Raw genomic sequence first — 21,898 nt, forward strand, 5'->3', positions numbered from 1 at the left:
CGAAAATTATAGTAGCGAAGGTCATGATCTCAGACTGCCAAGAAAAGCCTCTAGCCAGGAGAAGGTGCCCGTACCGCAAACCGACACAGGTAGGCGAGAAGAGAATTCTAAGGCGCGCGGAAGAACTCTCGTTAAGGAACTCGGCAAAATGACCCCGTAACTTCGGGAGAAGGGGTGCCTCGGTAGGGTGAATAGCCCGAGGGGGCCGCAGTGAAAAGGCCCAAGCGACTGTTTAGCAAAAACACAGGTCTGTGCGAAGCCGCAAGGCGAAGTATACGGGCTGACGCCTGCCCGGTGCTGGAAGGTTAAGGGGAGTGGTAAGCCTTCGGGCGAAGCTATGAACCGAAGCCCCAGTAAACGGCGGCCGTAACTATAACGGTCCTAAGGTAGCGAAATTCCTTGTCAGGTAAATTCTGACCCGCACGAATGGCGTAACGACTTGGGCGCTGTCTCAACGAGAGATCCGGTGAAATTTTAATACCTGTGAAGATGCAGGTTACCCGCGACAAGACGGAAAGACCCCATGGAGCTTTACTGCAGCTTGATATTGAATTTGGGTACGATCTGTACAGGATAGGTGGGAGCCGTAGAACCTTGAGCGCCAGCTTGAGGGGAGGCATCCTTGGGATACCACCCTGATCGTATCTAGGTTCTAACTTGGTACCGTGATCCGGTACGAGGACAGTGTCAGGTGGGCAGTTTGACTGGGGCGGTCGCCTCCTAAAGAGTAACGGAGGCGCCCCAAGGTTCCCTCAGAATGGTTGGAAATCATTCGAAGAGTGCAAAGGCAGAAGGGAGCTTGACTGCGAGACCTACAAGTCGAGCAGGGACGAAAGTCGGGCTTAGTGATCCGGTGGTACCGCATGGAAGGGCCATCGCTCAACGGATAAAAGCTACCCTGGGGATAACAGGCTTATCTCCCCCAAGAGTCCACATCGACGGGGAGGTTTGGCACCTCGATGTCGGCTCATCGCATCCTGGGGCTGAAGTAGGTCCCAAGGGTTGGGCTGTTCGCCCATTAAAGCGGTACGCGAGCTGGGTTCAGAACGTCGTGAGACAGTTCGGTCCCTATCTGTCGTGGGCGTAGGAAATTTGAGAGGAGCTGTCCTTAGTACGAGAGGACCGGGATGGACGTACCGCTGGTGTACCAGTTGTTCCGCCAGGAGCACCGCTGGGTAGCTATGTACGGAAGGGATAAGCGCTGAAAGCATCTAAGCGTGAAGCCCCCCTCAAGATGAGATTTCCCAATACGTAAGACCCCTTGAAGACGACGAGGTAGATAGGTTGGGGGTGGAAGTGCAGTAATGCATGGAGCTGACCAATACTAATCGGTCGAGGGCTTATCCTAAGATAAAGCGCAATAAGTTTCGGATCCAGTTTTCAGGGTGTAAGTTCAGTATATCGTCAGCTCAAGTAGCTGAAGTTACACGGACAAACACACAGCATTTGGCGATGCTGATTCCTGAAAAAGAATTTACACCGTAAATTCATGTTTGGTGGCGATAGCGGAGGGGTTCCACACGTACCCATCCCGAACACGACCGTTAAGCCCTCCAGCGCCGATGGTACTTGGACCGCAGGGTCTTGGGAGAGTAGGACGTTGCCAAGCAAATAATAGTATGACTCTGCATAGTCGTACTCAGGTCGTCGAGAAAGCTTCGACGGCTTTTTTTATTTTCCCATCATTCAACATAACGTCCTATAAGTATATAATGCGTATATGCAAATTTGTGATAGTTACGAAAAAAGGCTGTTCCATGACTTTTAAAGGTCAAGGAACAGCCTTTTATAACTTAATTTCGTAGACATTTCGGAGGGGAATTTTATCTTGAGCCGATCTGTCGATTACAGCGAAACAAAGCACTGTTCCCATTGGTCGGTAATGGATGCTTTGTCAAGCTGTTCTCCAATGAGTGTGACATATCCCTGGCTCACCGGAAGTGCGGTGGGTTGCCATTCCAAGTGACTTCCTGAGAATTGCAGAAGCATTGTGCCCTCATACGGGAGCACACAATAACCTTTCGCTCGAAGAAGCGAGGAACCTAGCCCGGTCAGGAAGTCTTCTAATCGTTGCTTATCTAATGGCCGAGGAGAATATTGATGCAGTGTTAAGCTCTCCAGACGGGAAAAGGAAGGGGGACGATTGCGATCATGACTGTGGTTATGAGGATGTGCAGAGATCACTTTGAATGCGGTATTTTTGAAGGTACTGCTAGGTCTTTCATTATCTTTGGTAGGAATTGGGATAGGCGATGCTTCTGCATCATTGGGCTGTACCTGTGCAGATGTATGCTGAAATACTTGTACAGGTTTCGGGTCAAGCATTACGGAGGTCAGGACAGGTTCCAGCAGTGGTCCGAGGTCAACGCGGCTGTATTCAGTAGTTTGTAGCTTAGCTGTATTGTTGAGCTTGCGGATGTTCTTGACGACCTTAGCCACTTCACGGCTACTTGCGACATCCGTTTTGTTCACCACAATGAAGTCGGCGGAGCGAAGCTGTCCATGCAGAGTCCGAACCAGCTCCTTGTCTGCAGTAAAGCGGCTGTTGTATTCATGGAACAGCACAGCATCCACCACACTAATGCTGTGAACCAGATACAGCCGATCTGCCAGCAGTGGAGAGCGAAGTTCCTCCAACACTTGCTCGGGGTTAGCTACTCCGGTGGTCTCCATGAAGATCACATCCGGCTTTTGGATGAGTAGGGTATGCAGTGCGCCAGCCAGCTCATTTCTTTTGCTGCAACAAATGCAGCCCTCTAGCAGTCCTTCCACTGTTACGTCAGGCATTTCCTCTGAAATAATAGCGCTGTCTACATCATATTCGCCCATTTCGTTCATTAAAACAGCAGCACGAAGGGGAATCTGGCGAGTATGGGCTAACAGCCGCAAAAGTAGCGTTGTTTTGCCGCTTCCAAGAAAACCACTGATTAATATAACAGGAACCTTGTTCATCATTTTTCCTCCTTGGTGGGTTTAGTTCGCTGCATTCAAGCGATCATAGGTTGCTACCGAGTCTGCCTGGGTATAGACATAAGGAGATTCTGGCTGTTTGACAGTCGTTATTTTATTGGATCGAATTTCAAGTACGGGTGTATTGCCCTTTTGCGTTGCATGCAGTGTTCCTTCAATAGTCACCCAGGTATCCTTGTCAAAGGATGGAGGGTTCTGGGATTGGACGATAATCCCGAATGGCATAGCATCAGCAGTACAGCACATAACGAGAAATCTTCCTACTGCAAATAGACCTTTACCCGGTAGGTTGTCGTCCTTATAGACAAAGCCAGTCATCTGTACTTTTTTTCCTTGAAAAGCGTGCTTATACAGTTCGATCGCTCCTATAGTTTCGGAGAAAATCTCCGGATGGATCTGTATAACGGGTTGCTGATACAGACGTTTTGCGAGCTCGGCGAACTCTACATTGTACTCATCCGGCGGAACGAACAGCTTATCCAGTGCTTCCTGACTCCATTTTCCCCTTAGTGGGAGCGAAGTTGGTGTGAAAGATGTAGTTGATACAAGGGAGGAGGTGGGTGTGTTCGTGTTTTGTATGTCTGTTTTTCGTCGGATATCCGGGTTGGGATAGGTGAAGGACATGCCTTTTTGGGCTGCCATATCACTGCCAAGCGCCTGATTGGGCAGCAGTGAGCCGAATAGCAGCGGAATGAGCAGCATTCCATATACGAGTGTTTTTTTAAACCAGCTTTGCGGTAACGGATGTTCACAATCGCATACATCTTGACCATCCGGCCCTCCCACGATTACGTGCCATGCCATCGCCAAGGCGATGAACATGAGTGGCACAGGACAGAGTAAAAGCAGCTTTTGCATGTGCGGAGCCAAGTAGTAATGAAGTGCACTCGTGCGGTGTAATGTGATGATGTATACAGCTAATCCGATCATGAGCAAGGAGCGCATGCCATATTGGCAGCGGATGCTAAAGGTTGAATTCACGTTTGTATTTACCTCCCCAATAACCATTCAGCAGTTATAGAGCCGATCAGAACGAGTAAAATAATGAGCAAGCCCAAGATCACGACAAATTTGGTGCGAAAGGTGCTGAGTAGCATGAGTGTGCCTTTGAAATCAAGCATCGGGCCGAGTACTAGAAAGGCTGCCAGTGGACCCAGTGTAAAGGTATGTGAAAAAGCAGTAGCTACAAAGGCATCGGAGGTGGAGCACAGCGACAGCACATAGGCAAAGCCCATCATAAAGGCGTACGAGCCGGCCGTTCCATTGCTTAAGGAAAGCATTTCATCACGTGGGATAAAGGTTTGGATGCAAGCTGTCAATAATGCACCGATAATGAGATATTTACTCATGTCCAAAAACTCATCGCCAGCATGTACAAAAAATCCCCGCCATGTGCGGTTATGCTGATGAATCTGATTGTTCTGCTTTTGCTGGTTAAAAGAGAGCAACGACCGTTTGAGCGGATGCACACGCACAAAGGCATATACGATCAATCCGATGGTCGCGGAAACGACAAAGGCCAAACCCATTCGGACGACAGTGACCTCAGGGTGGGAAGGGAAAGCCATCATCGTGGCAGCCAGTACTACGGGATTGATAATAGGTCCGCTTAAGATAAAAGTGATGCCCATATAGGCAGGCATTCCCTTGAGCATTAATTGGCGAACGACAGGGATCATGCCGCACTCACAGATGGGAAACAGCATACCTAGCAAGGAGGCGAGCAGGACACCCGGCACAGGATGCGCAGGCGCTATTTTGCGAATCCATGTCTCCGGTACAAGCCACTGCAAAAGGGATGAGATAAGTACACCGATCAGGAGAAACGGAACAGCCTCCAGAAAAATACCCATAAATACCGTCTTTAATGACTGCAGCTGCCCCATACCTAACAAACGAAGCCACTGAGGAGATAGCGTAATAAGCACAGGGATGAGAAAGGCAAACGGAATCATAAAAGGCAGCATCTTCAACAGCGTACTGTTTTTCATTCCACATCTCCTTGGGAATAAGGATTCTTATCTACATCCTATGCCTGTGTTGGGACAATCATGCCGCAGGATTATGATTGAATCACCTCCTATATTGACAATTCAAAGCATGGTCATATATATTTATGTTTGTTAATGGTAATTATTACGATTAAAAATCGTCAAATGATTGCAAGAAGAAAACTTTTACGGTACGATCCATATTAGTGCTGTAAAGACAAGGAGGATTATATGATACCGATTGTTGTTTTATCCGGATTTTTGGGCAGCGGGAAAACAACTCTTCTTCAGCATGCGCTGGCTTACTACAAGGAGCAGGGTCTCAAGCCAGCTATTTTGATGAATGAGTTGGGTGATGTTAATCTGGACGGCAGTTTGGTGAACGACCAAGCCCCCATGAAGGAAATGCTCAGTGGCTGTATATGCTGTACCATTCGCGGGGATTTGGGCGTCGAGCTCATGAATCTTGCCGAGGAATATAAGCCGGATGTGATTATTGTAGAATGTACCGGAGTGGCTAATCCAATGGAGATTGTAGATGCAGTGACAGATGCCTCCATATATTCTTCTATGGTTTTACAATCTGTTATCACGGTCATGGACGCGCGTCAATTTCTGGATTTTTCCTTGGGTAGTGAGAGAAGCAAGTCGTTTCGTTTGATGCAGGATCAGCTACGGTGTGCTTCCAAACTGATTATTAACAAGACTGATTTATTGGCTGCGGGAGAATTGCAGAAAGTGCAGGCCTTTGTAAAAGAATTAAATCCTTATGCTTTGACTGTAAGCACGGAGCGGAGTGACGTAGACCCGGTTACCTTTTTCTCCATTCAAGGAGAGAAACGGATGGAAATTTCGCGGCAAAAGGAGTCCACAGTCGATATCGGGAATGATCATCATTATGCAGAAGATCGTCTTCACACGTATGGTCATGATGACCATACAGACCATCATCCTCATGACTGTCAAGAGCCTGAGCACCACGACCATGACCATGACCACAAACACGGAGAGCATTATCATTCCTACGACCATGTAGTTGTTCATACGCATTTTTTTGGACAACCTGTGTCACGATTCGAGTTTGAACAGTTGTTCCGCAGTTTGCCTGCTGAAATTTACCGGGCCAAAGGAATTGTCCGGTTCTTGGAATCGGAGGGGCAGATGATGTTCCAATTTGCCTATCGTGAGCTGGAAATCATTCCAATTCGACCGCAAAAGCCAGTGAACGATGTTGCGGTTATTATGGGCGAGAATTTCTCTGCTTCTGAGATCGAGGAACGATTGAAAAGGCTGGAAGCGGCTGCAAAGCCACTGGCTAGTTCATGATTTCGAGAACAAGCAGCGATTATTCATCCAAGGCTAATTCTCGAGCTGATCTAGCAGGGAAGCCTCCATGGAGATTTACAACAATTCTGCTGCTGTTAACTGCTGGGCTTGTGCTGTCAGTTACACTCGCAGTCATGCTGGGGCCTGTGGCTGTCGCTCCAGGGACAGTATGGCGAATTGCGCTGTCCCACTTGCCCTGGCTGGATCAGTGGGTACCCATGACATGGACCAAACCGGAGCAATATATCGTCTGGGAAATTCGCTTTCCGCGTGTGCTGCTAGGTGTTGTCGTGGGAGCAGGGCTTGCTGTTACCGGAGCGGCTATACAGGCATTAATTCGCAATTCGTTAGCGGACCCCTATATTCTAGGAGTCTCGTCGGGGGCTTCAGTGACAGCGACGTTAGTTATTGTGTTTGGAGCTTTTGGATTTTTGGGACGACTTGCACTGCCCCTATCTGCTTTTATAGGCTCCTTAGCTGCAATGCTCATGGTGTTCGCGTTGGCTCGTGTGGCCGGGCGTATATCGACGACCCGCTTGCTGTTGGCAGGGGTAGCGGTATCTATGATGCTGTCGGCTGTGACTAGCTTTATCGTTACGATGGCCCCGAATGAAAAAGGCATCCGTGACGCGATGTATTGGATGATGGGAAGTCTGGCAGGCGCTCAATGGGATACGCTTTTTATTCCAAGCCTCATTATAACCGTTGGAACGGCCGTCCTTTTAACCCGATACCGTTCACTGAATGCTTTGCTAACGGGGGAAGAAGCCGCCGTAACGCTCGGTGTGAACGTGCAGGCGTTCCGTGTATTATTGGTTGTTGTCGCTTCCCTTTTAACCGGGGCAGTCGTATCAGTTAGTGGCTCAATTGGCTTTGTCGGGCTTATGATTCCACACATCGTTAGGCTAATAGTGGGATCGGATCATCGACGTGTCCTGCCTGTCAGCCTGCTTCTGGGAGCTATCTTTGTCGTGTGGGCAGACGTATGTGCTCGGCTCGTGCTTGCTCCGCAGGAACTGCCGATTGGTATTGTAACGGCTGTATGCGGTGGACCCTTTTTTGTATGGCTGCTGCGGCGCAGCTCCTACTCGTTTGGAGGCGAAAAATGAATATAGAAGTCGAATGCGTGACCTTCAGTATTCACGATAAACGATTGATCGACGGTATCAGTCTCAAGGTGAGAACGGGAGAGCTGGTCGGGCTGATCGGTCCCAATGGCAGCGGCAAATCGACGTTGCTTAAGAATATGTATCGTGTGTTAAGACCTGATAGTGGTTTGGTGACGCTGGATGGCCAGGATTTACTACGGATGAAGTACAAAGAGACGGCACGACAAATGGCAGTGGTAAGTCAGGATGCGCCCCAAACGTTTGATTTTTCAGTACGGGACATCGTCCTGATGGGCCGCCATCCTCATAAGAAGCTGCTGGAAGCAGATACCGTCTTCGATCATGAACTGGTTGAGCAGGCGCTGGAGCGGGTAGGCATGAATGCTCAAGCGGATCAGGGGTTTGCTACTCTGTCGGGCGGTGAAAAGCAACGGGTATTGATCGCCAGAGCTTTGGCCGGACAGGCAAAATTTCTCATTTTAGACGAGCCGACGAATCATCTCGATATCCGGTATCAGCTGCAAATTCTCGATTTGGTCAAAACACTTCAGATCACTGCTTTAGCTGCACTGCATGATTTAAATTTGGCGGCATGTTATTGTGACCGATTGTATGTATTAAAAGAAGGCAAGGTGGTAGCCTCCGGCATAACAGAGAATGTGCTTCAGCCTGACCTGCTGCGCAGTGTATTTGGGGTGGAAACAGAAATTCGCATTCATCCGAAAACCGGGAAACCGAGTATTACCTTTTTACCGGATTCTCTCAGAGGTGGAGCCATCCACGACATTAGAAATGGTGATCCGATGAAGTCAGTTAAACTGTGAATGATAGAGGAGACGGTACATATGAATAAATATAGCAAACCCGCATTGCCGCTGGTTATGCTTGCTTTTGCGATGATGCTGTTGTTATCGGCCTGCACAGCAGGAAACACGGCTCAAACCACAAATTCATCTGCAAACGGGCAGCAACCTGATGCATCGCAATCAACGGCCCAAGAGAAGGCAGTAGAGATTGAGAATATGGGTGTAAAAATGGTATTTCCCGAAGCGCCCAAACGCGCGGTTACATTGAACCAGCATGCGACAGAAGTTATGCTGGCCCTTGGGCTGGAATCTTCTATGGTAGGAACTGCATATTTGGATGATCAGATTTTGCCTAAATATAAGAATCAATATGAAAAAATCCCGGTTCTGGCCAAACAATATCCGTCCAAAGAGGTGTTTATGGCTGCTGCACCGGATTTTGCCTACGCGGGCTGGAAGAGTGCCTTTAATGATAAAAATCTGGGTTCCCGTGAGGAGCTTGCCCAACAGGGCGTGCAAACCTATGTACAGGAATCCTCCAATAAGCCGGGTCCTATACTAGAAGATGTATATCGGGATATACTAAATATTGGACGTATTTTCCGGGTTGAGGAGCGTGCAGAAAAACTTGTAAATGACATTCGTGCACAAGTGCAGTCCATTCAGACTCAAATTGGTACGGTTGAACAGGCACCCAAGGTTTTTGTCTATGACAGCGGCGAAGACAAGCCATTTACGGCTGCCAACAATTATCTGACGTCTTTGATTAAAAGTGTGAAGGCAAAAAATATCTTTGATGATATCCACAAAAGTTTTACGGAAGTAAGCTGGGAAGAGGTCGTAAACCGCAACCCTGATGTTATTATTATTCTCGACTACGGAGATACTTCACTGGCTGATAAAGAAAAGCTGCTGTTGAGCAAGCCTGCACTGGCTGGTGTCGAAGCGATCAAAAACAAACGGTTTGTGGTGTTGCCTCTATCCGCAGCGGCTGAAGGCGTGCGCGCACCGATTGCACTGAAAACCTTGGCTGTAGGTTTGTATCCGGACAAAGTGAAATAAACAAACAAAAGAGTTGCCAAAACATTGACGAACCTTGCCTAAACTGTTAAACTTGCTAATGCGTAAAGGTTACGTTTATCAAGCGTTTATTTTTTTATTACCAAATCGTAATAATTACGGTAGATGGTTTAATGATCATAAACGACCTGGAGAATCTGCGCTATGATGACCGCTCAGATGGCTCCAGGCTTTTTAAAGGAAAAGGAGATTTGTATCATGTTATTGGCCTCATTGGAACAGGTCACATTTGGCTACGGAGATGTTCCTAACTTGGTGGATGCCAATGTTGAAATTTTTTCCGGAGAATTTGTGGCTATTACCGGACCGAATGGTGCTTCTAAATCGACGATGCTCAAATTGCTGCTCGGTTTACTTCAGCCTTGGAAGGGCAAAGTGTTTATGTCCGACCGTACAGGTGAAGGCAAAAAGCTCGTTGTCGGATTTGTATCACAACAAATTGCTGCCTTCAATGGAGGGTTTCCAAGTACCATTCTGGAATTTGTCCGTTCGGGTAGATACACTCATGGTTCTTGGCTGCGCCGGATGCGGGCTGAGGATCATGATCTGACAGAACAGGCGCTTCGTCAGGTAGGGATGTGGGATTTACGGCATCGCAAAATCGGCGAATTGTCTGGTGGACAGAAGCAGCGTATTTGTGTGGCAAGGGCACTTGCTCAGGAATCGGATTTGCTCATTTTGGATGAGCCTACGACCGGAATGGATCAGGAAAGCCGACATCACTTCTACGATCTGATGAATCAACAGGTTAAGGAATATGGAAGAACCGTAGTCATGGTTACACATGGACTATCGGAAGTGCAACATTATCTGGATCGTATTATTGAGCTTGAAAGGAAGGAAGATGGCGGATGGAAATGCTGCACTACGACTTCATGCAGCGGGCATTTTGTGCCGGTGGGGTAATTGCACTGCTGGCCTCGGTGCTTGGAGTTTACCTGATGCTACGGCGCCAGGCTCTCATGGCGGACATGCTATCGCATGTATCGCTGGCAGGGGTGGCAGCAGGTGCCTATTTAGGGATTAACCCGACGATAACTGGATTTATTGTTGCCGTGATCGGCGCGATTATTGTTGAATACGTCCGCAGGTCTTATAAAACATATAGTGAGATTTCTGTGGCTATTATTATGGTAGGCGGCCTCTCGACGGCTGTTATTTTAATGAATCTGAATCAGAGCATCAACAAAGGCTTTTCCGCTTATTTGTTTGGTTCGGTAGTAGCCGTCAATCAGACAGAGCTGATGTTAATGATTGTTGTGGCTGTCATCGGTGGTATTTTCTTTTTTGTATTCAGGCGCCCTTTGTATCAGATTACCTTTGATGAAGAAACGGCAAAGACCAATGGTCTTCCTGTCAAGTCTATCTCGTTTGCGTTTAGTATTTTAACAGGGATGATTGTAGCTGCAGCCATGCCGATTGTCGGTGTGCTGCTCGTCTCCTCATTAATCGTACTGCCTGCTGCCCTGGCGATTCGAATTGCACCGAGCTTTGCGGCAGCTATCTGGATATCCATGATCACCGCATTGATCGGCGTATTTATGGGATTAACCGCATCATATGAACTCAGTACACCCCCAGGGGGGACGATTGCTATGGTGCTATTATTATTCCTGATCGTAGGAGCTAGTATTCAAAAGCTGGTCCGTAAGCTTGGCAAGCAACAGGCTTCCCGACGTAAGAATACGGCAGGTCAGTGAGCTTATAAAAAACTAAAACATAAGGAGTTATGAATATGAATACATGGTTCAAAAAATCATTTGTATTGTCCACGGGGCTAGCACTTATTTTGGCCGGTTGCGGAGCTAAATCTGATAATGCAGCCACGAATGCATCCCAAACCGAACCTAATACGGCACAAACAGCGGACAGTGGTAAAAAACTGAATGTGGTCACCACTTTTTACCCAATGTATGAATTTACCAAGCAAGTTGCCGGAGATCATGCTAACGTAACTGCGTTGATTCCTGCCGGTGCTGAGCCGCATGACTGGGAGCCAAGCGCCAAGGATATGGCACAGGTTAAGGATGCTGATGTATTTGTTTATAACGGGATCGTCGAAGGTTGGGCAGAACAGGCTTTGAGCAGCGCATCGAATGATAAGCGTGTAGTAGTGGAAGCAAGCAAAGGGTTGAACTTGATGGAAGGATCTGCTGAAGAGGAAGAAGGAGAAGAAGCACACGCAGAGGAAGGCCATGATCACGATCATGTGCTGGACCCTCATGTATGGCTTGATCCGGTCTTAGCTCAAAAAGAAGTAGAAGCTATAGAAGCAGGGCTTGTAAAAGCCGATCCTGCAAACAAAGCAGACTATGAGAAAAACGCTGATGCTTATATCGCTAAGCTGAAAGAACTGGATAACGAGTTCAAAACGGGTCTGAAAGATGTAAAACGTAAAGACTTTATTACGCAGCATGCTGCTTTTAGCTATTTGGCGAAGCAATATGGTCTGACCCAAGTACCCATTGCTGGTTTATCTCCAGAGCAAGAGCCTACACCGGACAAATTGGCAGGTATTATCAAGTTTGCTAAAGAAAATAATGTAAAGACAATTTTCTTTGAAACATTGGTTGATCCGAAGGTTGCCGAGACCGTAGCTACGGAAATTGGTTCGAAAACGGATGTGCTGAATCCGCTTGAAGGGTTGACAGATGAAGACAAGCAGAAGAATCTAGATTACCTGGGTGTAATGAAAAACAACCTGGAGGCTTTGAAAAAAGCTCTGAATGAATAAGTAAACTTTAAATAAATAGTTCGAAAAAGACGTCTGCATAAATAGCAGCGTCTTTTTTTATGACTATCGGCACTTTAGTTACTGGTGATTCTCGTGTCTACTGACTAAGTTCAACATTGCCATTCATAAAAATAATGATAAAATATAATTGAGCATATCAACTATTAACCCTAATCAACTATATTCTAAAGAAGGTAAATGAAATGAGTGACAATTGTATACGGGTATTAGGAGCGAGGGAACGAAATCTAAAAAATATAGATGTGGTGATCTCCAAAAAAGAAATTACGGTTTTTACGGGTGTATCTGGCTCAGGGAAATCATCTTTGGTATTCGATACAATAGCGGCAGAATCACAACGGCAATTAAATGAAACCTATACAAGTTTTATTCGTCACCGTATGCCGCATTATGGAAAACCAGATGTGGATACCATTGAAAATTTATCAGTCGCTTTTATTATCAATCAAAAACGGTTGGGTGGTAACGCAAGGTCAACAGTAGGGACCGTTACAGATATTTATTCTCTATTACGACTGTTATTTTCACGAAACGGAACTCCGTTTGTGGGGTACTCTGATGTGTTCTCATTCAATAATCTGGCGGGTATGTGCAGCCAATGTCAAGGTTTGGGAAAGGTTGAAACAATTGATATCGAACGACTGTTAGATAAAAACAAATCCTTAAACGAGGGCGCAGTCTGTTTTCCCACCTTTGAACCTGGGGGTTGGCGATTAACACGCTATATTCATTCAGGTTTTTTTGATAATGACAAAAAAATTAAGGATTATTCCGAAGCTGAGTTGGAAATGCTTCTCTACGCTGATGGTATAAAAGTGAAAAATCCCTCACCTGAATGGCATAAAACCTCGTTGTATGAGGGGCTGATTCCGCGCATTGAGCGGAGTTTTCTAAAAAAAGAAGAAGGAGAAAAGACGAGATATAGTAAACAAATTGAGCGTTTTGTTACCAAACAGACTTGTTCACACTGCAACGGGACACGCCTGAGTGACAAGGTCCTGTCTTGTAAAGTGAATGGGAAAAATATCGCTGAATGTGCTGAAATGCAGGTGAGTGAACTTTTAGAGTTTATTGAGACCATTCATACTCCGGTGTCCGTCACAATCGTTTCTGAGTTAGCCAATCGGCTGCAGCAGATGGTATCGATTGGATTAGGCTATTTAAGTCTAAATAGAGAAACATCTACTCTTTCAGGTGGGGAGTCGCAAAGAATTAAAATGGTCTGTCAACTGGGAAGTAGCCTGACTGACCTTACTTATATTTTCGACGAACCAAGCATAGGTCTACATCCCCATGACATAAGCAAAATAAATGACCTTATGAAACTTTTGCGAGACAAAGGCAACACCGTGCTTATTGTGGAACATGACCCCGATCTGATAAAGATTGCAGATCATATAATCGACATGGGACCGAGTGCAGGAATTTATGGCGGTGAAATTGTATATCAGGGAGACTTACAGGGATTAAAGGAATCGGGTACACTGACTGGAAAATATTTATCACACCAGCCTGAGTATAAACTCAATACACGCACCCCAAAAGGCTGGCTTTCCATCGAAAATGCAACGTTACATAATCTGAAAAATATTTCGGTTCAAATACCCAAAGGAGTAATGACCGTTGTAACTGGTGTCGCTGGTTCAGGAAAAAGTACGCTTATCAATCAAGTATTACCTCAATTTTATCCCAAAACTGTATTCATTGATCAAAAAGGGATACAAGCGTCAAAGCGTTCAAATATAGCCACCTTTATGGGGATCTTTGATAGGATCAGAAAGTTATTTGCAAAAAAGAACGGTGTTAGTGCCTCCCTGTTCAGCTTCAATTCCCAAGGGGCTTGTCCTGTTTGTAAAGGCTTGGGTGTTACATACACAGACTTAGCTTTTATGGATACAATTGTTACCGTGTGCGAGGAATGCCAAGGGGATCGTTTTACCGATGAAGTGCTCCAATACAAGCTAAGAGGCAAAAATATTAGTGAAGTTCTTAAATTGACCGTAGCAGAAGCTTTGGAATTTTTTCAGGAAAAAGAAATTAGCAGGGTATTAAACATGCTTTCAGATGTTGGAATCACTTATATTCCTTTGGGACAACCACTAAACACTTTATCAGGCGGGGAATTACAGAGGATAAAGCTTGCTTCCGAGCTTGAAAATGACGGGCAAATTTATGTTCTGGACGAACCTTCAACTGGCCTGCATATGGCGGATATAAAACAGTTAATTGGTGTAATGAATCGCCTAGTGGAACAAAATTCAACCCTTATTGTAATCGAACATAATTTAGACATTATTTGTCAGGCTGATTGGATTATCGACTTAGGTCCTTTTGCCGGGCAAAATGGTGGTGAAATCATATTTACAGGCTTACCAGAAGATTTAGTTAAATGCAGACATTCACTTACAGGAAGTTACCTGAAGGAATATATCGGGCGCACATAGGAGGAAAAGCAATGCCAACAAAAGATTTAGAAGATCGTTATGTCCCTTTTCAATGTATGATTTTAGCATACTCTAACCGGTTCAGCGTAGAAGGTGTATCAACGGCACAATACTATATACTGGATACTTTGAATAAGCAAGGTCCCAAAACCACAAAGGAACTTGCTGAAATGAAAGGTATTACACAGTCGGGGATCTCTAAATTGACAAAACGCCTACTGGAGAAAAAGTATATAAATCAGGAAAGGCAAACCAATGACCGCCGCTCTTATAACATTGTACTTACCAGTGAGGGAAAAGCGTTTCTTAGCCGTGTTGACGATTTCGGGAATGAAATCATGAATTTAATTGAAGAAGCATTAACAGCAGATGAAGTACAGTCCTTTTCAATGATGTGCAAGAAAATTACGAGCTTATACGCTGAGAAGCTGTAGGATAGCCCGCAGCTTTTCAACCCGGCTTATATAGGGCTAAGGGTTTAAAAGATACTAGTACTTTGTAATCTTCATACTATAGAGATGATTTACGTTATTGCGAAACGTTTTTATTGAAATTAATGCTGTAGTAGCTAGTTTCAAATTCCTTTTATAATTCAATGGTAGCGTTTTTCTTTTTACAGATTCTTTCTATTAATATAACTAGTTTTTTCACCGATATTGAAGTTTGGGCGTGCATTTCATAAGACAACGGATTGGAGAGGTTAACTTGGCAACAGTTATAATAGTAGATGATTCTTTATTTATGCGTTCTGTGCTTAAGGATATTCTGTTGGATTTAGGTCACTCTGTTATTGCAGAAGCGGAAAATGGGTATGATGCAGTTTTGAAATATGCACACTTTCGACCAGATTTAATCACCATGGATATTAATATGCCTAAAATGGATGGGCTTGAGGCTGTTAAAAAGATTGTAGAGCTTGATCCTAAAGCCAACATCTTAATGTGTTCTGCTTTGGGTCAGCAGGAAGCCATTATACAAGCATTTAAGGCAGGAGCAAAAGATTTTATTGTTAAGCCATTTGAGATGGAAAGGGTCGTGAATGCAGTCACAAAAATGCTGGATAATTAATGAATCAAGCTTTTAATACATAATATTGAACATGTTGAAGCGGGAGTTCCATACTTATTTTTCACGAATATGGAGATGAATAGGATGAGCAATCGAGTATTGTCTCAAAAAGTATTTATAGATGAACTGATCGCTACGATCAAGAGTGGGGGGCTTGTTCCTGTAAATTATGAACACCTCATCAGTGAACAAAGAAAAAAAATGGATGCTCTAAACAATGAACTCACCGTTCGTATTGAGGCATTAGAGACAGATTTGATCTCTGCTTCGACATTTTCCATTCCGTTTGCCAATGGTGAAATTATGTTTCTTGCTCGTTATATTGTACTCATTGGGGATTATACCGAGGGTTACTTTGTGTTTTATCGAGCAGAAGACTGCGAAAGTCCAGAAGAATATCAATTTTTAACAAGCTCTTATCAACTTCCACATGTATTACTCGAATTATCTCACACTTTAAAAGAACATGGTATTAATGAGCCGCATGATATTCTGACTTATTGGAATGGCCCTGTGTATCCGCTGAAAGCTTTGAGTAAAGAGGATATTAAGCTGTCCACCTATGAGTTTTAAATCCCCTGAGAGAGGCCACTCCCTCAGGGGATTTTTTTACATTGATAATCAAACGCATGTTCGCATATAATACAAACAAACGTTCTGATGAGGAGTGAAGGATGATGCTGGAGAAATATGTGGGACAGATCGTGGAAATCGTGTATATGGACCGAAAGGGCAAACTGTCTCATCGGCAGATAGAGGTGCATCGTGTGCAGAATGGCTTGATCCGGGCCACCTGTTTGCAAACTGGTCAGCCACGTGTTTTTCGATTAGATCATGTATTGGCATGGCATCCGGTAACCAGAACAGCATAGGAGGGGCTTACGATGGGAAAAAAGCTTGAAGGAAACGGCATATGGGAAAGTTCGCGTATGATTTTGCCTGAGCATCGGGAGGCATATTTAAGACTGATGAAGGAGCAGGGAAGACGCGGCAAGCCAACACTGGACGATCAGGAAATACAGCAGATTGAACAGGCCATTATCGTATCCTATAACGAACGGAAGCCAATTACGCTAAGAGTGTTCAATCCGTTTGATGATGAGGAATTGTGCGGACTGGTGACAGTGATTAACACAAGTCGGCGAGAAGTGAAGCTATCTCGTGGGGAAGAGGATTTTAGCTGGATTAAGTTGGAGGAAATTATCGAGGCGGATATCTAAAATGATCTGGCCACGGGACTTTTTTACATTGATTCTGTCATTTTTTATAATTAAGATTGTTGCTTTGTGGTTCTAGATTTACAATAAAAATGTAACTGCAAAGGGGGAGTTCATTTTGAAAATAAGTAAACATAGTGCTGAACATTATATATGGGGAGATCAATGTGATGGTTGGCGCTTGGTGAAAAATGATGATTTGAGCATTATTCATGAGCGCATGCCGGGAAATACACATGAAGTCAGACATTATCATCATCATGCGCGCCAATTTTTCTTTATTTTATCAGGTGCAGCGGTACTTGAAGTGGATGGTGAACGAGTACAATTAGGATTTCAGGAAGGGTGTGAGGTTCCTCCTATGGTGCCTCATCAAATGTTTAATGAAACGAATGAGGATGTTGAATTTTTAGTTATCTCTCAGCCTGCCAGCAGAGGCGACCGGGTTCTGACCGAAAACTAATATTAGGGGACAGCCCATCCAAAACGTATATAGGATAAACAACGTTAGCGTATAAAAAAACCAGCCTAGCACATCTCAAGTGCCCGACTGGTTTTTTTCATTAATAGATGTCCGTTGCATCTGTAGGGAGAGCTTTTATGTGATAGAGATAGTTAGTAACACGTTGATCGTCCTGAATCGGGTATTTATAACCATAATGGTTTGCCACTTTCTGGGCAACTTCTCTGAATAAATTGCCCATGATAAAAAGAGACTGCCACATATGTTCATAGTCTGCATCCGCAAACGTTTGGATGTAGGCCGTCCAATGATCAGGCTCAAGGTGCTTCTCCAAGTATTTTCCCTGCTTCCCTGGATCTGCCGTGAAGTCGGATTGTATACCCATATGCCATTCCAACATCAAGTGAAGTGCATCTCTTACAGGTCGATCTAACATGAATTTGGCATAGGGAAGCTCATGCCGCCATAGTCCTTTAGCCACATAAGTACTGACCCACCAGAACTCATTGCAGGAATCTGCATAGGTTTGGGCGGTTGGAGGGACTGTCTTATAATCTTGAAGATTTGGCGGTGGAAAAGGCTTCACCAGTCCGTCTTTATCCAGGAGCAGTACACTTAAGCTGTCTCGGGGCCAATTGTCGATGTTAGCCACAGGGCAGAGGGTAAGATCTATACGATTGCCATCCGTAAATAACATAAGAAAAGCAAAGCGATCACGGGACGTCACAGTAGGCTCCGCATGTTCATCGGGCGTCTGCATAATGATCAATTCTCCAAAGTGGTGAATCCAGCCACGTTCCTGAATAAAGCTGTCCATGGAAGATACGAGAAAGACGATGTCATAATCCTGAAAAATATCTCGTGGAGCATGTGGATTGGCGCGTGAACCATTCATAATCACAGCACGTACCCGTTCGTCCTCTTGAGCAAATTGGAGAATGGTATGCAGCATCTCTTGTTCACTTCTCACTATAGTCGTCTCCACAAGCGGTATCGAAAGGAAAAAAACGTAGACAAGACAGCAGTAGAAATAAAGGCCACCAGTTCAAGGATCATCAAGAAAAACGACCTCCTGTAAGTTCTTTTATCTGGGAAAAGTATCCTATCCTTACAATAGCCTATCCATGGAAGCCATTCAACTGTATGGGAGAGGTATGTTCATCACCGAATGTACACTTGACCGAATTGTATAGGCAATTCAAAAGGGTTGGATCAATATCCATCAGCCATATATCATAATTTTATTTATAAGGAAGCAAACAGCGGGCAAATTGTTCAGAATTTGTTCAGTGACGACATTGTATAATCCAAGAAGCAATCATAGATTTATTTCAATAGGAGGAAAGGTATGCATTTTTGCAAGTCTACTAAACGATTCACATATGCATTGACAGCAGTATCACTAATCTTCTCATCGGCCATCTCGGTGGCAGATGCTGGTGCGGCACCAACCGCACAACCCAAATTAATCCAAGACGGAACATGGAGCAAGTCTGACACTTGGATGGATGCTCCAGAAAACTATGTTGGCAGGTCTTCGGACACAGTGTTAGGATATTACCGATCAGCGATTCAGTTTGAAATGCCCGAGCTGACTGGTAAGGTTGTAACGAAGGCAACCTTGCGTATTCATATCTCTTCCATCGGCTATAGCTATAACTTGAATCCTTTTTTGACCGTGTATGGATCGACTGCCGATGTTTGGAGCAACGGAGCTTTTCCACTGAACCCGACGGATCAGCCTTTGAATACGAAAACAGGCTCAGACCTTCAAGTAGGCTGGGTTGATTTTGATGTTACCCATTTTGTACAACAACAGACGGATGATATTGTCTCCTTTGCATTGCTTGCCAATGAAGAAGGGAACCCTGGAGACTATTCGGAAATTACATATTCAGCCGATGACAACGGCGTAGATATTCCCCAGTTGATATTGGAAACAGCAGCCCTGCCCGCTGTATCCAAAATGCCTGAGGTAGCTGCTGTAACTACTGAGGAAGATATCCCAACATCCAATATAACCATTACATCAAACCCGCAAGATTCAACGGTAGTGACACATTATCAAGTTATGAACATTATCGGGGGCAAGCTGTATCATAGTGATGGGGTAACGGAGCTTTTTGATGGAACTTTTATCACGGCAGCAGAAGCCAGCGATGGCGTGAGGTTTGTGCCTATGGCAAACGCCAACAATGCAGCGGGAGATACCTTCTCGTTCGATGTAAAGGCGGCTCAGAGTGCAACGGGGGATGGACTAAGCGATGCTACTAGGGCTGTTGTTCATGTTACGGAAGTAAACGATGCTCCGACAGCTCAAGACCAAACGCTATCCTCCATTTCAGAAGACTCAGGAGAGCGGACCATCCCTTTTGCAGAACTGCTTGCGCATGCGTCTGCTGGTCCGAATGAGAATGGTCAACATCTAACGATATCCTCAGTCAGCAGCATTGCAGGAGGGGCTGTACGTTTGGATGGAACCAATGTGATTTTTACACCTCAGCCGGATTTCAATGGAACCGCTAGCTTCTCTTTTACCGTCACCGATGATGGAACATCGGACGGCGTCTCAGTCCCGCAGTCGGTGGTCAAGCAAGCCTTCTTTGGGGTCAATTCTGTCGCTGATGTCCCTAATGTGACAGATGCTTTGACAGAGGAAGACAAGCAAAGCTTTGACGGACTGATCCTTACTCGTAATCAAGTGGATGGAACTGACGTGTCGTACTTTAGAATCTCAAACATTATTGGTGGAACCCTCTATAAAAACGATGGGGTAATGGAAATCCGAGATGGTCAATTCATTTCTGTAGCGGATGGCGAAGCAGGGCTTAAATTTACGCCAAATCTTTATGCTAACTCTCCATCAGGTGATCATTTCAGTTTCGACGTACAATCATCGCTAGATATGGCTGGAACAGGGATCAGCGAGCCGAACCAAGCCAGAATCACTGTAAGTGAGGTAAACAACAGTCCGATAGCTGTGAATGATACACTGCCATCGTTATCGGCAAATGCAGGAGCACAATCTATCGCTGTTGATGAACTCTTAGCGAACGACACGGCAGGACCTGTGAATGAGAGCTTACAACATCTTAGCATCGCATCGGTAGAAAATGCGCAAGGTGGGACGGTAGTTCTAGACGGATCGGTTGTGTTATTCACTCCGAATTTAGACTACCAGGGCCCGGCAAGTTTTGATTATACTGTGATTGATAACGGCACAACCAACGGAGCATTAGATGTGAAGAACTCGACAGCTACCGCTTCATTCTCTATCAACTCAGTACCAACGCCAGACCCGGTGCCAACGCCAGATCCAGTGCCAACACCAGATCCAGTGCCAACGCCAGATCCAGTGCCAACGCCAGATCCAGTGCCAACGCCAGATCCAGTGCCAACGCCAGATCCAGTGCCAACGCCAGATCCGGTACCAACACCAGATCCAGTGCCAACGCCAGATCCAGTGCCAACGCCAGATCCTGTACCAACACCAGATCCGGTACAAACAGATGACAATTACACAGAATTGCGTGCTTCTATCAAAAATAGAAAAATGCTAGTAGGGGGTACAGAACGGGCTACAGCAAGCGTTGTAAAATCAGATTCGTCAGAGATTGATGTCAGTGAAAAAGCAACTTGGACTTCCAGCAATACGAATGTCGCTACGGTTAATCAGGGAGAGATTAGAGCACTTTCAGAAGGGAACACGGTAATTTCCGCCACATACAGCGGATATAGCTTTAACGTTCCAATTACCGTAACAGCTGTTACTGCTCCCGCACCCAATAATGCTGGCAGTGATTCCAGTAGTTCCAGCGGTAGCGGGTCTGGCCATCGAAACAGTGACCATTCTAGCGATGATTCCAGCAGCAATACGGCAACATCAGCTGTATCATCTTCATCGGTAACTGTATCTAAAGAACCAGTAGCTGTACCTGAAGAACTGGTGACTGAACCAACTGTTCCTGTGCAAGACATATTCAACAGTAACGTAGTGGTTGCAGACAACAAAGTACTGCAGAATATAAAATCTAAAGCAGAATCTGCTTTAAATTCTTCTACTAATGTTAAACCGTCAGACCTACAAGGACATTGGGCAGAAAAGACGGTCGACACGTTTTCAAAGCTGGGTATCGTAAATGGATATAAGGATGGCAGTTTCAGACCTGATGGTGAAATTACCCGTGCAGAGTTTTCTACTATCATCTCTAGAATCTTCGATATTAGTGTTGGAAACCAGCCTGTGGTTTTGAACGATATTGGGGATCACTGGGCGCAGGATGCCATAACAAAACTGACCACAGCAGGAGTATTAAACGGTTATGAGGACGGTACATTTAGACCAGACCAAACGATCGTTCGTCAAGAAATGGCTGCCATTTTGGCGCGGATCTTGGATTTAGACCGATTGAAAAAGGACACCTCGAATGAAAAAAGCTTCACCGACCTGTCCACTTCTTTTGCGGCTGATACGATTAAACAATTAGCACAAGCTGGTGTGCTTTCGGGTATAAGTACGAGTCAGTTTGGACCTAAGTATCATGCGTCACGTGCTGAAGCCTTGACTGCGATTTATAATGCACTTAGTTTGAACAGCGAAATTAAAACCGTATTGGAAAGTTTGGAGCAGTAATCTGGAATGATGTAGAGGCGAGCCTATGTGGCTCGT

General features: G+C 45.2%; 19 protein-coding genes and 2 rRNA genes (1 of these 21 cut by a window edge). 17 read left to right on the forward strand and 4 right to left on the reverse strand.

Features of this window, described 5'->3' with window-relative positions; genetic code table 11:
• Together PPM_RS11125 and rrf are read left to right on the forward strand one after the other, a co-directional pair.
• Positions 1–1,348, forward strand: a 23S ribosomal RNA gene (locus PPM_RS11125); it begins 1,579 nt to the left of the window's first position.
• Positions 1,349–1,492: 144 nt separating this feature from the next.
• A 5S ribosomal RNA gene (gene rrf, locus PPM_RS11130) occupies positions 1,493–1,609 on the forward strand.
• A 236-nt stretch (positions 1,610–1,845) separates the two neighbouring features.
• Here rrf and PPM_RS11135 read toward each other — a convergent pair.
• Genes PPM_RS11135 through PPM_RS11145 form a run of 3 tightly spaced genes read right to left on the reverse strand, consistent with a single transcriptional unit; the run spans position 1,846 to position 4,961 of the window.
• A complete protein-coding gene (locus PPM_RS11135; protein WP_013370947.1) occupies positions 1,846–2,955 on the reverse strand; it encodes a CobW family GTP-binding protein in 1,110 nt (369 codons plus the stop codon).
• 18 nt (positions 2,956–2,973) lie between these two features.
• On the reverse strand, positions 2,974–3,951 hold the full coding sequence (locus PPM_RS11140) for a TIGR03943 family putative permease subunit (RefSeq protein WP_014599706.1): 978 nt from the start codon (positions 3,949–3,951) through the stop codon (positions 2,974–2,976).
• Between the two features lie 8 nt (positions 3,952–3,959).
• On the reverse strand, positions 3,960–4,961 hold the full coding sequence (locus tag PPM_RS11145; protein WP_013370950.1) for a permease: 1,002 nt from the start codon (positions 4,959–4,961) through the stop codon (positions 3,960–3,962).
• Between the two features lie 231 nt (positions 4,962–5,192).
• Between PPM_RS11145 and PPM_RS11150 the strand changes: the two genes are divergently transcribed.
• The 14 genes from PPM_RS11150 (at position 5,193) to PPM_RS11215 (ending at position 17,229) form a co-directional block, all read left to right on the forward strand.
• On the forward strand, positions 5,193–6,287 hold the full coding sequence (locus PPM_RS11150) for a CobW family GTP-binding protein (RefSeq protein ID WP_013370951.1): 1,095 nt from the start codon (positions 5,193–5,195) through the stop codon (positions 6,285–6,287).
• Positions 6,284–7,396: a FecCD family ABC transporter permease gene (locus tag PPM_RS11155; RefSeq protein ID WP_014599707.1), complete on the forward strand. Its 1,113-nt coding sequence runs from the start codon at positions 6,284–6,286 to the stop codon at positions 7,394–7,396. Before PPM_RS11150 ends, PPM_RS11155 begins: the two co-directional genes overlap by 4 nt.
• Positions 7,393–8,220 (forward strand): ABC transporter ATP-binding protein, encoded by an 828-nt coding sequence (locus PPM_RS11160; RefSeq protein ID WP_013370953.1) that lies wholly within the window; start codon positions 7,393–7,395, stop codon positions 8,218–8,220. The genes PPM_RS11155 and PPM_RS11160 overlap by 4 nt, the downstream gene beginning before the upstream one ends.
• Positions 8,221–8,241: 21 nt before the next feature.
• Positions 8,242–9,264, forward strand: coding sequence for an ABC transporter substrate-binding protein (locus PPM_RS11165; RefSeq protein ID WP_014599708.1), 1,023 nt, complete (start codon positions 8,242–8,244; stop codon positions 9,262–9,264).
• 216 nt (positions 9,265–9,480) lie between these two features.
• Complete coding sequence (locus PPM_RS11170; protein ID WP_170973163.1) at positions 9,481–10,188, forward strand: metal ABC transporter ATP-binding protein; 708 nt, start codon at positions 9,481–9,483, stop codon at positions 10,186–10,188.
• Positions 10,134–10,982, forward strand: coding sequence for a metal ABC transporter permease (locus tag PPM_RS11175; protein WP_014599709.1), 849 nt, complete (start codon positions 10,134–10,136; stop codon positions 10,980–10,982). Before PPM_RS11170 ends, PPM_RS11175 begins: the two co-directional genes overlap by 55 nt.
• A gap of 35 nt (positions 10,983–11,017) precedes the next feature.
• Complete coding sequence (locus PPM_RS11180) at positions 11,018–12,016, forward strand: metal ABC transporter substrate-binding protein (protein ID WP_014599710.1); 999 nt, start codon at positions 11,018–11,020, stop codon at positions 12,014–12,016.
• A gap of 203 nt (positions 12,017–12,219) precedes the next feature.
• A complete protein-coding gene (locus PPM_RS11185; RefSeq protein ID WP_013370958.1) occupies positions 12,220–14,481 on the forward strand; it encodes an ATP-binding cassette domain-containing protein in 2,262 nt (753 codons plus the stop codon).
• An 11-nt stretch (positions 14,482–14,492) separates the two neighbouring features.
• Positions 14,493–14,915, forward strand: coding sequence for a MarR family winged helix-turn-helix transcriptional regulator (locus PPM_RS11190; RefSeq protein ID WP_013370959.1), 423 nt, complete (start codon positions 14,493–14,495; stop codon positions 14,913–14,915).
• Between the two features lie 271 nt (positions 14,916–15,186).
• The gene (locus PPM_RS11195) at positions 15,187–15,549 is read left to right on the forward strand and encodes a response regulator (RefSeq protein WP_014599711.1); all 363 of its coding nucleotides are present in this window, start codon (positions 15,187–15,189) and stop codon (positions 15,547–15,549) included.
• Between the two features lie 84 nt (positions 15,550–15,633).
• Positions 15,634–16,122, forward strand: coding sequence for a hypothetical protein (locus tag PPM_RS11200; protein WP_013370961.1), 489 nt, complete (start codon positions 15,634–15,636; stop codon positions 16,120–16,122).
• A gap of 104 nt (positions 16,123–16,226) precedes the next feature.
• Positions 16,227–16,421 (forward strand): hypothetical protein, encoded by a 195-nt coding sequence (locus PPM_RS11205; RefSeq protein ID WP_017428465.1) that lies wholly within the window; start codon positions 16,227–16,229, stop codon positions 16,419–16,421.
• 12 nt (positions 16,422–16,433) lie between these two features.
• Entirely contained in the window at positions 16,434–16,769 is a 336-nt protein-coding gene (locus PPM_RS11210) for a YolD-like family protein (protein WP_013370963.1), read from the forward strand.
• Between the two features lie 115 nt (positions 16,770–16,884).
• Positions 16,885–17,229 carry a cupin domain-containing protein gene (locus PPM_RS11215; RefSeq protein ID WP_013370964.1) on the forward strand — a complete coding sequence of 115 codons (345 nt, stop codon included), beginning with the start codon at positions 16,885–16,887 and terminating at the stop codon, positions 17,227–17,229.
• A gap of 100 nt (positions 17,230–17,329) precedes the next feature.
• On the opposite strand, the gene PPM_RS11220 is transcribed toward PPM_RS11215, so the two are convergent.
• On the reverse strand, positions 17,330–18,199 hold the full coding sequence (locus tag PPM_RS11220; protein WP_013370965.1) for an aminoglycoside 6-adenylyltransferase: 870 nt from the start codon (positions 18,197–18,199) through the stop codon (positions 17,330–17,332).
• A gap of 378 nt (positions 18,200–18,577) precedes the next feature.
• Between PPM_RS11220 and PPM_RS11225 the strand changes: the two genes are divergently transcribed.
• Complete coding sequence (locus tag PPM_RS11225; RefSeq protein WP_014599712.1) at positions 18,578–21,862, forward strand: S-layer homology domain-containing protein; 3,285 nt, start codon at positions 18,578–18,580, stop codon at positions 21,860–21,862.
• The last annotated feature ends 36 nt before the right edge of the window (positions 21,863–21,898 follow it).

The organism is Paenibacillus polymyxa M1 (genome assembly GCF_000237325.1).
Taxonomy (GTDB): Bacteria; Bacillota; Bacilli; order Paenibacillales; family Paenibacillaceae; genus Paenibacillus; species Paenibacillus polymyxa_C.

Coding starts and splice junctions, on each gene's coding strand:
- PPM_RS11135 (WP_013370947.1), bottom strand. CDS start 2,955: ATGATGAACAAGGTTCCTGTTATATTAATCAGTGGTTTTCTTGGAAGC.
- PPM_RS11150 (WP_013370951.1), top strand. CDS start 5,193: ATGATACCGATTGTTGTTTTATCCGGATTTTTGGGCAGCGGGAAAACA.
- PPM_RS11175 (WP_014599709.1), top strand. CDS start 10,134: ATGGAAATGCTGCACTACGACTTCATGCAGCGGGCATTTTGTGCCGGT.
- PPM_RS11200 (WP_013370961.1), top strand. CDS start 15,634: ATGAGCAATCGAGTATTGTCTCAAAAAGTATTTATAGATGAACTGATC.
- PPM_RS11190 (WP_013370959.1), top strand. CDS start 14,493: ATGCCAACAAAAGATTTAGAAGATCGTTATGTCCCTTTTCAATGTATG.
- PPM_RS11155 (WP_014599707.1), top strand. CDS start 6,284: ATGATTTCGAGAACAAGCAGCGATTATTCATCCAAGGCTAATTCTCGA.
- PPM_RS11225 (WP_014599712.1), top strand. CDS start 18,578: ATGCATTTTTGCAAGTCTACTAAACGATTCACATATGCATTGACAGCA.
- PPM_RS11165 (WP_014599708.1), top strand. CDS start 8,242: ATGAATAAATATAGCAAACCCGCATTGCCGCTGGTTATGCTTGCTTTT.
- PPM_RS11205 (WP_017428465.1), top strand. CDS start 16,227: ATGCTGGAGAAATATGTGGGACAGATCGTGGAAATCGTGTATATGGAC.
- PPM_RS11160 (WP_013370953.1), top strand. CDS start 7,393: ATGAATATAGAAGTCGAATGCGTGACCTTCAGTATTCACGATAAACGA.
- PPM_RS11145 (WP_013370950.1), bottom strand. CDS start 4,961: ATGAAAAACAGTACGCTGTTGAAGATGCTGCCTTTTATGATTCCGTTT.
- PPM_RS11185 (WP_013370958.1), top strand. CDS start 12,220: ATGAGTGACAATTGTATACGGGTATTAGGAGCGAGGGAACGAAATCTA.
- PPM_RS11180 (WP_014599710.1), top strand. CDS start 11,018: ATGAATACATGGTTCAAAAAATCATTTGTATTGTCCACGGGGCTAGCA.
- PPM_RS11210 (WP_013370963.1), top strand. CDS start 16,434: ATGGGAAAAAAGCTTGAAGGAAACGGCATATGGGAAAGTTCGCGTATG.
- PPM_RS11170 (WP_170973163.1), top strand. CDS start 9,481: ATGTTATTGGCCTCATTGGAACAGGTCACATTTGGCTACGGAGATGTT.